The following is a 7618-nucleotide window of genomic DNA, read 5'->3' on the forward strand; positions in this document are numbered from 1 at the left end:
CCTGTATGCGGTGCCGACCGCGCTGCTGCGCGATCGCATGATCGAGGAGGGCGCGCTGGGTGCGGCCGTCGTCGATCTCGGCGACAAGGGCGCGTCCGACGGTCTCGAGACGGACGATCGCGGCCGCGTCTACGCGACCGACTATGAGCACAACGCGATTCGCCGGCTCGACAACGGCCGCTGGACCACGATCGCGCACGACCCGCGGATGCTGTGGCCCGATTCGATGTCGGTCGCGCCCGGCTACCTGTATTTCACCGCGAACCAGATCGAGCGGCAGCCCATGTTCCACGAGGGCCGCGACGGTCGCGTGAAGCCGTATGCGCTGTTTCGCGTGAAGATCGACGCGGGGCCGGTGGCGCGCTGACGCGGTTGGGGTGGTCGCGCGCGGAGCGTCGGCCGCCCCGCGCGCAGTCAGCCGCGTTGCGGGTCGTGGAGCTTTTCAGGAATGAACAGCGCGGGAACCACGCCGCCGAGGAAATAAGCGAGCCCCATCAGCAGGAAGCCGCGGCCGATCGATCCTTGCGCCGCCATGTAGCCGATCACCATCGGCGCGACGGCCGCGCCGGCGCGGCCGAGGTTGTAGGCGCCTGCCACCGCCGTGCCGCGGATCTTCGTCTCGAAGCTTTCGGTCATGTAGGTGGCGTTGACGCCATACGGCACGCCGTAGATGAACCCGAATGCGATCAGTAGCCACGCGACGTTCGACGCGTTGCCGCCCAGCACGATCGCGGGCAGGAACGCGGCCGCGCCGAGCGCGCCGGCGCAGAACACGATGCGCCGGCCGAACCGGTCGGCGAGCCAGCCGGCGACGATCTTGCCGAGGATCATCGCGACGTAGGTGCCGACCATGAAGCCCGTCATCGCGCTGAACTTCAGGTTCAGTTCCTTCTCGAGATAGGTGGGCAGCCAGTTGTTCACACCGTAGTAGCCGAATTGCAGCAGGCCGGCCGTGAGCGACCACAGCGCGAACATCCTGCGATCGGCGCGCTGCGCGAACAGTGTCCGCCACGTCGCGTCGCGAGGGGCCGCGGCATTTCCGCCGTGCGTCGCGTGTGCGGCACGCGCGGCCAGCCACGCGGCCGGCTCGGGAACGGCGCGCCGCATCAGCACGGCCAGCACGACCGGGAACACCGCGATATAGAACAGCCAGCGCCAGCCGTAGGCCGGCAGGATCCAACCGGCGAGGACCGTCGCGACCACATAGCCGACCGACCAGCCTGCCTGCAGCGCGCCCAGCACAGTCGTGCGTCGCGACGTCGGCACGTATTCAGCCATCAGCGTGTTGCACACCACGTACTGCGCGCCGAGGCCGAGCGACGACACGAAACGCGCCGCCGCGAATTCACCGTAGTTCCTGGTGAAGCCGAGCAGCATCGTGCCGATCGAAAACACGAGCACCGTCCAGACGATCGTCCGCACGCGTCCGAAGCGGTCCGCCGCCCAGCCGCCGAACAGGCCGCCCAGCGCCATGCCTGCGAGGGTCAGGCTGCCGAGGCTGCCGGCCTGGACGTCGGTGAGCCCGAAATCCCGCTTCAGGCTCGACAGGCTGTACGACAGGAACATCAGGTCGGCACCGTCCACGACCATGCCCAGAAAGGCGAATGCGAATACCGTGAGCCACAGGCGCTCTCCGGCGCGAAGGCGGGCGTTGGCTTGCAGTTCCATCGGATCTCCCCTTGCATGCTGCTGTTTCAATGGTTGATGCGTCTTGTGTGCTGCTGCGTCAGAAGGCCGTACGCACCCCGGCCGCGACGGCGAACTGGTTGAGTCCCGCCTTCGGGGCCGGCGCGGTGTACTGCAGGCCGAGCGTGCCCCCGGCGCCGTTGCGCGCATAGCCGACGTCGGTATAGAGGGTGGTGCGTTTCGACAGGAAATAATCGGCGGCCAGTTTGAACAGGTCGGCGTGGCCCGCGGCGACCGAGTGATCGAACAGGTGGACGTACGCGCCGCTGAGCGCGAGCGTGGCCGACACGCCATAGCTGCCGGTGGCGCCGAGATAGCCCTGCTGCGAACCGGTCGCCGGATCGCGGAAGCTCGTCCAGCTGACGCCGGCGCGGCTCAGGCCGCCGAACCGAACCATTGCGCCGACGTGATACGCACGCGCCACGTTCGCGTCCGTCGCGCCCGTCGGATCGTTCGCGTCGAGGTAGCCCGCGTTCAGCAGGAGCGGACCGTTGCCGTATGCGAGCGCGGCCGAATAGACGCGGCTGTTCCGGAAGTCGCCAGCGCGTCCGCCGAAACTGTAGAGCGCGCTGCCGCTGAGCCCGCCGAACGCGGGCGACACGTACTTGACGGAATTGTTGGCCCAGTAGTAGCCGGCGCCAGGCAGCCCGGTGCGCTGCTGGTGCGACAGGTTGTTCAGCGATCCGAAGTTTGACCAGCCTGATGCGTCCGACGCGAACATGGCGTCGTAGAACGGAGTCCAGTTCCGGCCGAAGCGGATCGTGCCGGCCTGGTCGTGTGCGACGCCGACCGTCGCGCCGCGATCGAACAGGACGGTCGAAGCCGGTTGCGGACTGCTGCCGATCAGCGCGCCGGTGCCGACCCGGAAGCCGTTTTCGAGGCTGAAGATCGCGGCCCAGCCGCCGCCCAGGTCCTCGCGTCCACGCAGGCCCCACCGGTTCGTTGCTTCGACGCCGGACACCATCTGGTAAAGCGGTTTGCCCGCGCGGTCGGCGCCGGTCTTGAACATCAGCCCGGCGTCGATGACGCCATACAGCTGCACCGAGGATTGCGCGTGGCACGCAGGGGCGAGTGCACCGGCCAGCGCGGCGGCGGCAAGCGGTTTTTTCATTGCGGAGGTCTCCTTGTGTTTTCTTGTCGTGCTCCCGTCCGGCGGGAGTGCGGGGCCGGCAACGCGTCAGGGGTGCGCTGTCCGGCGGGCGTGACGCGTGCGCTTTCCCATGCGCGCGGCCGTCAAGCGATCCATTGCTGCGCGCGCCGCAGGTTGTCCCGGCATTCGAATACCATGCGTTCCAGCAGCTCGGCGCAGGTCGGAATGTCGTCGATGAGGCCGACGCACTGGCCGGCCGTGATGACGCCGCCGTCCACGTCGCCGTGTTCGAGCGCCGCGCGGCCGCGCGCGCCGCTCACGAGCGGGCGGATTTCGTCGAACGGGCAGCCGCCCGGCCGCGCTTCCATCGCCACGACCTGGCGGGACACCGCATTGCCGAGCACGCGCGCGGTGTTCCTCAACGTGCGGAAGATGAGCTTCGTGTCGCGCTCGGTCGCGCAGACGAGCGCCTGCTTGATGCCGACGTGAATCGGCGCTTCGCGCGTCGCGCAAAAGCGCGTGCCCATGTTCACGCCTTCGGCGCCGAGCGCGAGCGCAGCCGCCATGCCGCGGCCGTCGGCAATGCCGCCCGACGCGATCACGGGCACCTGCAGCGCGCGCACCGCGGCCGGGATCAGCACCATGCCGGCGACGTCGTCCTCGCCCGGATGGCCCGCGCATTCGAAACCGTCGATCGACACGGCGTCGACGCCGGCGCGCTCGGCGGAACGCGCATGCCGCACCGTCGTGCACTTGTGGACGACGACAACGCCATGTGACTTGAGCTTCGCGATCAGCTCTGCCGGATTGTTGCCGGCGGTCTCGACGATTCGCACGCCGCTTTCGATGATCGCGTCGACATACTCGGCGTAAGGGGGCGGCGTGATCGTTGGCAGGAGCGTGAGGTTCACGCCGAACGGCCGCGCGGTCAGCTCGCGGGTGCGCGCGATCTCGTTGCGCAGCGCGTCGGGTGTCGGCTGGGTCAGCGCGGTGACGATGCCGAGCCCGCCGGCGTTCGAAACGGCGGCGGCCAGTTCGGCGCGTCCGACCCATTGCATGCCGCCCTGGATGATCGGGTAGCGGATGCCGAGCAGTTCGGTGATTCTGGTTCGCATGTGTCTCCTTTCGTTCGGTGAGGCCGGATGCGCAGGCAGGCGTGTCCGGCGGGCGGCGCGGCTCAGGTCGAGAGCCGCGCCTCGGTGACGGACTGAAGTTGTTCGAGCGTGACGCCGTCGACGATTCGCTCGACCCGCAGGCCGTCGCGGACGACCGTAAAGATCGCGAGATCCGTATAGATGCGCGTCACCACGCCGCGCGCCGTCAGCGGCAGGCGGCATTCGCGCAGCAGGCGCGGCCGGCCTTCGCGGGTGGTGTGTTCCATCAGCACCCACACTTCGCGGGCGCCGTACGCGAGTTCCATCGCGCCGCCGACGGCCGGCGGCGTGCCCGGGTCCGCGCGGGTCCAGTTGGCTAGATCGCCGTTTTCGGCGACTTCATACGCGCCGAGGATCGCGAGATCCAGATGGCCGCCGCGCATCATCGCGAAACTGAGCGCCGAATCGAAGATCGACGCGCCCGCCCGCAGGCTGACGGGCTGCTTGCTGGCGTTGATGAGGTCGGCATCCTCGCGTCCGTCCTGCGGACGCGGGCCGAGGTTCAGGATGCCGTTTTCGCTGTGCAGGAAGACTTCGCGATCCTGAGGAATTTCGTCGCCGACCTGGGTAGGCAGGCCGATGCCGAGGTTGACGTAGGCGCCGTGCGGAATGTCGTGTGCGGCGTGCCGGGCAATCAGGAGACGGGGCCAGCGGTTCATGCGCGTTCTCCTGTCGGGACCACGACGCGATCGACGAAGATGCCGGGCGTGTCGATGCGTTCGGGGTCCAGCTCGCCCGCGTCGACGATCGCATCGACCTGGGCGATCACGACGCGCGCGGCCGTGGCCATCACGGGATTGAAGTTGCGCCCCGCGAGGTGGTACACGAGATTGCCGATGCGATCGGCGGTGCGTGCGCGCAGCAACGCGATATCCGCGCGCAGCGGCAGTTCCAGAACGTGTTCGACGCCGTCGATGACATTGACGCGTTTGCCGGCGGCGAGCGGCGTACCCGCGGAGATCGGGCAGAAGAAGCCGCCGAGGCCGGCGCCCGCGCAACGGATGCGCTCGACGAGCGTGCCCTGTGGAACCAGCTCGAGTTCGATCGCGCCGCGCCGGTACGCGTCGCGAAACGCGGTCGCGCCCGCCGTCAGCGGATACGAGCAGACCAGCTTGCGCACGCGTCCCGCGGCGATCAGGCCAGCGACGCCTTCGTCGCCGTAACCCGCGTTGTTGGAAATGACCGTCAGGTCGGTTGCGCCGTGTGCCAGCACGGCGTCAATCAGCCGGCCCGGCAGGCCTGAACTGCCGAATCCGCCGATCATCATCGCCGCGCCATCGCGCAAGCCGGCGAGCGCCGCTTCGCAACCGTCGACAATCTTGTTTACCCTTTGCATCCGTTTTCCATTCCTTGTATGACCGCACCCACATCGGGTACTTCATGGTCACGCCCGCGATCGATAGGTTCAACTGCAGTTCGGTTAAAGTTTGATAACTTCACCTTATGGATGACGCAAGGATGGATCTGGAGTTGAGGCATTACCGGTACTTCGTCGCGTTGGCCGAGGCGTTGCATTTCGGCCGCGCCGCCGAGCGCCTCGGCATCTCGCAACCCGCGCTCAGCCAGCAACTGCGCGTGATCGAGCAAGCGGTCGGCGTGCCGCTGCTGACGCGTTCGGGGCGGCGCCTTGGGTTGACCGAGGTCGGCGCGGTGTTTCGCGACGAGGCGCTCGCCGTGCTGCGCCAGGTCGAACGCAGCGAAACGGCCACTGCGCGCGCGAGCCGCGGCGACACCGGCGCGCTGTCGATCGGCTATGTTGCGTCCGCCGCGCTGTCCGGGATGCTGCCGACCCTGATCGTCGAATTTCGTCGTGCGCATCCCGACGTACACGTCTCGATCCGGGAAATGGACATGCCTGCGCAGATCGTCGCGGTGGCGGAAGGCGAACTCGACATCGGCTTCGTACGGCCGCCGGTACGTGATCTGCCGGACGGCGTCGCGTTGCAGACGCTCGAGGCCGAGCCGGTGGTGGCGGTGCTGAACGCGCGGCATCGGCTGGCGCGGCGCGCGCGCATCGACGTGGCGGCGTTGCGGGACGAAACGTTCATCTGCACGCATACGCAGGAGGGAACGGGGTTCTACGCGACTACGCTCGAAATCTGTGCCGCCGCGGGCTTTCGACCGCGCGTCGAGGCACTGTCGCGACAGATGTCGACCATCATCAGCATGGTCGCGGCAAATTTCGGCGTTGCGCTGATTCCCGCATCGATGACTCGCTTCGCGCAACCGGATGTCGCGTTTCGCCCGTTGCTGCAAGACGACGTGAGGTCGCATCTCGCACTGGCGTACCGCAAGAACGTGCGTTCGCCGGCGGTGCAGCAGTTGATCAAGCTCTGCCTGCGACGGTAAGGGCTCCCGCGCAAGCGCCGGCGGACGGACCTCATTCGACTGAGTGGTCGAGGGCCGCTGCGGGGCTTGCGTACACAAAATGTAACATTCCGGTGTTTACTAGACGACCGGTCTAATACCGGAGTAGTATCTGCGTCATGCACTCGGCAAAACCATCGCGCCTCCGTGCTTGATCGATGATGACGCCCCGGATGGCCCTTCGTGGCAGAAGAAACGACGGATCCGTACGGGGACCGTTGGGCGCAACGTCGAATTGTGTTTTCCGCCTTAAATAGAGACATCCGCTCTTTGCGTGAGAATGCCGTCCATTGCAGCGAAAAATCAACGCCTTTAAAAATCGCCCTGATGTAATTTAGGTTTTTAGTAAATATATCAAGGAAGTATCGTGAGTACGTATCGCGAACTGTTGAGTCAGTTGGAGAATCTGAAAAAACAAATTGATGAGGCGCGAGAGAATGAGGCGCGGCTTATTGCTGATAGGGTGATTCAATTATTGGCGGAAAATGGATTTCCTTTTTGCGTCAATTGCAATGCAAATCTTGGTCAAGAAAAATCACGCCGAGGAGCGGTAAAGCCTAAATATTTTGACCCCAATTCCGGCGCGACATGGTCTGGGAGGGGGCGAATGCCGGTCTGGCTGATTGGAAAAGATCTCGATAAATATAGATTGAAGGAGTGAAAAGGAGGCGGCATTTTGAAGCGAATGTTTAGCGTGGCACATTGCTCGGCTCGGCTTTGGGAAACACTGGTTAATAAAGCTCAGCAGTCATCGCAGACATCGCCAAGGATGTTGTAGCAGGAGGCTCACCGAACGGGCCCGCGCCGATGAAGAAGCAAATCGGCTTCGCGGAAGCGGAAATGGCAGGCAAGAAGCGCGTGATCGAAATGAGCGCCGCTTCGATTCGTTATCCGGAAAGTTCGACGACTGTTCTTCCGCAAATCGAACGAGCAGTCCATTAATCGACATTTTTATAGACGACTGGTCTACTAATTTGGATTGAATCATGCAGAATTTCAGTTACTACAACCCGACCCGCATTGTTTTCGGCGAAGGCAGCGTGTCTCGCCTCAATGACCTGATCCCGCGCGATGCCCGGGTCCTCGTGCTCTACGGCGGCGAGAGCGCCCGGAAAAATGGAACGCTCGACGAGGTCAGGGCCGCGCTCGGCGCACGCGAGGTCCAGGAGTTCTGCGGTATCGAGCCGAATCCGGCGTATGAGACGCTGATGAAAGCGGTCGCGCAGGTAAGCGCGAGCCGGATCGATTTCTTGCTCGCAGTGGGAGGCGGCTCGGTGATCGACGGCACGAAGTTCGTTGCGGCCGCCGCGCTGTTCGAGGG

At 65.4% G+C, this 7618-nt stretch carries 9 protein-coding genes and 1 pseudogene; 5 read left to right on the forward strand and 5 right to left on the reverse strand.

Annotated features, from left to right (window positions below; all coding sequences use genetic code 11):
• A pseudogene (locus BFF94_RS37240) lies at positions 1–367 on the forward strand (L-dopachrome tautomerase-related protein); the annotation flags it as partial.
• A gap of 47 nt (positions 368–414) precedes the next feature.
• Here the strand turns inward: BFF94_RS37240 and BFF94_RS37245 are convergent.
• The 5 genes from BFF94_RS37245 to BFF94_RS37265 all read right to left on the reverse strand — a co-directional run bounded on the left by BFF94_RS37245 (position 415) and on the right by BFF94_RS37265 (position 5266).
• Positions 415–1668 carry an MFS transporter gene (locus tag BFF94_RS37245; RefSeq protein ID WP_219140453.1) on the reverse strand — a complete coding sequence of 418 codons (1254 nt, stop codon included), beginning with the start codon at positions 1666–1668 and terminating at the stop codon, positions 415–417.
• Between the two features lie 58 nt (positions 1669–1726).
• Positions 1727–2797: a porin gene (locus BFF94_RS37250; RefSeq protein ID WP_128845207.1), complete on the reverse strand. Its 1071-nt coding sequence runs from the start codon at positions 2795–2797 to the stop codon at positions 1727–1729.
• Between the two features lie 122 nt (positions 2798–2919).
• Positions 2920–3957 (reverse strand): NAD(P)H-dependent flavin oxidoreductase, encoded by a 1038-nt coding sequence (locus BFF94_RS37255; protein ID WP_281426444.1) that lies wholly within the window; start codon positions 3955–3957, stop codon positions 2920–2922.
• Positions 3954–4589, reverse strand: a complete 636-nt coding sequence (locus BFF94_RS37260; protein ID WP_128845203.1) for a 3-oxoacid CoA-transferase subunit B — start codon at positions 4587–4589, stop codon at positions 3954–3956. The genes BFF94_RS37255 and BFF94_RS37260 overlap by 4 nt, the downstream gene beginning before the upstream one ends.
• Positions 4586–5266 (reverse strand): CoA transferase subunit A, encoded by a 681-nt coding sequence (locus tag BFF94_RS37265; RefSeq protein ID WP_128845201.1) that lies wholly within the window; start codon positions 5264–5266, stop codon positions 4586–4588. Before BFF94_RS37265 ends, BFF94_RS37260 begins: the two co-directional genes overlap by 4 nt.
• A 122-nt stretch (positions 5267–5388) precedes the next feature.
• Between BFF94_RS37265 and BFF94_RS37270 the strand changes: the two genes are divergently transcribed.
• The 4 genes from BFF94_RS37270 to BFF94_RS37280 all read left to right on the forward strand — a co-directional run.
• The gene (locus BFF94_RS37270; protein WP_128845222.1) at positions 5389–6279 is read left to right on the forward strand and encodes a LysR family transcriptional regulator; all 891 of its coding nucleotides are present in this window, start codon (positions 5389–5391) and stop codon (positions 6277–6279) included.
• A 385-nt stretch (positions 6280–6664) separates the two neighbouring features.
• Positions 6665–6958, forward strand: coding sequence for an H-NS histone family protein (locus tag BFF94_RS37275; protein WP_246637506.1), 294 nt, complete (start codon positions 6665–6667; stop codon positions 6956–6958).
• Positions 6959–7104: 146 nt separating this feature from the next.
• Positions 7105–7239 (forward strand): hypothetical protein, encoded by a 135-nt coding sequence (locus tag BFF94_RS38280; RefSeq protein ID WP_281426443.1) that lies wholly within the window; start codon positions 7105–7107, stop codon positions 7237–7239.
• 44 nt (positions 7240–7283) lie between these two features.
• Positions 7284–7618 (forward strand): iron-containing alcohol dehydrogenase (locus tag BFF94_RS37280; RefSeq protein ID WP_219140455.1); only part of this gene is annotated, 335 nt, incomplete at its 3' end.

The organism is Burkholderia catarinensis, from assembly GCF_001883705.2.
Classification (GTDB): Bacteria; Pseudomonadota; Gammaproteobacteria; order Burkholderiales; family Burkholderiaceae; genus Burkholderia; species Burkholderia catarinensis.